The organism is Streptomyces sp. SID4985, from assembly GCF_009863025.1.
Classification (GTDB): Bacteria; Actinomycetota; Actinomycetes; order Streptomycetales; family Streptomycetaceae; genus Streptomyces.
The window spans coordinates 1-2217 of sequence record NZ_WWIR01000098.1; the positions used below are offsets into that span (position 1 = coordinate 1).

Genomic DNA, 2217 nt, shown 5'->3' on the forward strand with positions numbered 1-2217 from the left:
AGGGCCTCGCGGCCCGGCAGCAGCTCCGCGGACTCGGCCTCGAGCTCGTGAGCGTCCATCATGATGAATTCCCCCTTGGGAATAGGCATTTCCGGTCGAACGGAGTCAGGTTCCCCCCGGACTCTGTCCGACTTGGTCGGACGAGCTGTCCAACGAGATTGGACACTAGGGCCTCGCGGGGGCTCTCCGCAACCCGTTCGGGGAATCACCCTTTCGGCCGTGCCCCTACTCGCCCGTAGAATCCCCCCGACAACGAGGTTCGGCGGGCGGCGAGCAGGACGAGCGGGAAGTGACCAGGGTGACCAACGCACTGCAGCAGCTGATTCGCGAGCGCCTGGACCGTGAGGGCTGGTCCTACGGCGACGTGGCGAGACGCGGAGGCGTCCCCCGCTCCACCGTCCACCATCTGGCCACCGCCGAGCGCGTGGTGCGGATGCCCCAGGCCACGACCCTGGAGGGACTGTCCAAGGGGCTCGGACTCCCGTTGGACACCGTGCGGCGCGCGGCGGCGGAGGCGTGCGGCATCCACGTGTACGGCGCCACACCGGTCGGGGCCGGCCCGGACAGCGCCGGAGCGACGGGCGACCCCGAGGTCGACCTGCTCATCGCCAGCGTCCAGCAGCTGTCGTCCGACGACCGGCGCCATGTCGCCGCCCTGGTGGAGTCCCTGCTCGGCCGCTCGGCCAAGCGCCCGCCGGAGAACTGACCGCCTCTGGCCGCGGTTGCCCGGTCTGCGGCCCACTCGGAGCCCAAGTCGGAAAAAGAATGCAACTGGGCCCGAATATGCCGAGATACCCCGCTAGTCTCACGACTGCCCGAGGAGCGAGAGCCGCACGACCCCGGGCCCTTGGGGGGAACGTGTTGTTCGTGCATGGCGGGCCGGCCACCGCGGTGGTCCGCGGCCCCGACGGCGAATCCGTCGTCCTGTTCTCCGGCGAACTGCCCGAGATCCTCACCGACGCATCGGTCGCCGAACTCCTCGACCTGGCCGCGGCGATCCTGAACGCGGAAGAACTGACCCTCTTCCACACCTGCCTCCTCGCCCTCCGCGCCAACGGCATGCGAGCGGGCCGAAGGATCGAGGCGGACGGGGTGGTGCTGACGGTGTACGAGGGCTGAGGGAGCGCGGGGAGCGGTCCGGTGTGCCCCGGAGCGAGCCGACGAGGGGGCCGCCGCCCAGCATCCGCGCTGGTCGGCGGGGGCGAGCATGTGCCCGGAGCCGGACTTGAACCGGCACGCCCGCGAAGGGGCAGCGAGGTTTAAGCTCGCCGTGTCTGCATTCCACCATCCGGGCAGGCCATGGGCTCCGCTTTCGAGCTCCCGAGCCTATCGGGAGGCTCGGGAGGACAGCGGAGAGTGCGAACCGATGTTGTCTTATTTTATTGATGTCTGAGGGTGCATCAGACCACGGTCCAGGCCATCCGCACTTGCCAACAGCGTGACGGGGCCGAGCCCGCGACGCACAGGGAATGACGGAATTTCACCTACCGAACGAGGGCGGCCCACCCGTTCCCGGCGGGAGCGGTCCCACCCGGCCCCGCGCCGGTCGGCCGCCGGTCCCACTCGGGTGGCCTCAGGGTCCGGCGTCCTCCCCAGGTATGACACCGGGCCGCTCCGTCCGACCGCAGTCGGTTCCGGGAACGGGAGCAGCGGCTGACCGGTGCGGTGAAAGGGGAGGGGACGATGGATGTCAGTCCCCACAGCGTCGTACCGACAGGAGCGCCCTTCCGTGACCACCACACCCACCGCCGGCCGGAGCACCGCCGTGGCCGCGCGCGCCACGGAGCTGTCCAAGATCTACGGGCAGGGCGAGACCCGGGTGGTCGCCCTCGACCAGGTCTCCGTCGACTTCCGTCAGGGCGAGTTCACCGCGATCATGGGGCCCTCCGGCTCCGGCAAGTCCACGCTGATGCACTGCGTGGCCGGGCTCGACACCTTCTCCTCGGGGTCGGTGCGCATCGGTGACACCGAGCTGGGCTCCCTGAAGGACAAGCAGCTCACGCGACTGCGCCGGGACAAGATCGGCTTCATCTTCCAGGCGTTCAACCTGCTCCCCACGCTGACCGCGCTGGAGAACATCACGCTGCCCATGGACATCGCGGGCCGCAAGCCCGACAAGGCGTGGCTGGACCAGGTCATCGACATGGTCGGACTGTCCGGACGCCTGAGCCACCGCCCCGCGCAGCTCTCCGGCGGCCAGCAGCAGCGCGTCGCCGT

At 69.9% G+C, this 2217-nt stretch carries 3 protein-coding genes and 1 tRNA gene; 3 read left to right on the forward strand and 1 reads right to left on the reverse strand.

The window, feature by feature from the left end; genetic code table 11:
• The first annotated feature begins 298 nt into the window (after positions 1 to 298).
• On the forward strand, positions 299 to 706 hold the full coding sequence (locus GTW40_RS04065) for a helix-turn-helix transcriptional regulator (RefSeq protein WP_161178762.1): 408 nt from the start codon (positions 299 to 301) through the stop codon (positions 704 to 706).
• A 161-nt stretch (positions 707 to 867) separates the two neighbouring features.
• The gene (locus GTW40_RS04070) at positions 868 to 1119 is read left to right on the forward strand and encodes a hypothetical protein (RefSeq protein ID WP_343245609.1); all 252 of its coding nucleotides are present in this window, start codon (positions 868 to 870) and stop codon (positions 1117 to 1119) included.
• 91 nt (positions 1120 to 1210) lie between these two features.
• Here the strand turns inward: GTW40_RS04070 and GTW40_RS04075 are convergent.
• Positions 1211 to 1294: transfer RNA gene (locus GTW40_RS04075), tRNA-Leu, on the reverse strand.
• A 435-nt stretch (positions 1295 to 1729) separates the two neighbouring features.
• Between GTW40_RS04075 and GTW40_RS04080 the strand changes: the two genes are divergently transcribed.
• Positions 1730 to 2217: ATP-binding cassette domain-containing protein (locus GTW40_RS04080; RefSeq protein WP_161178763.1), on the forward strand; the 488-nt coding region annotated here is incomplete at its 3' end.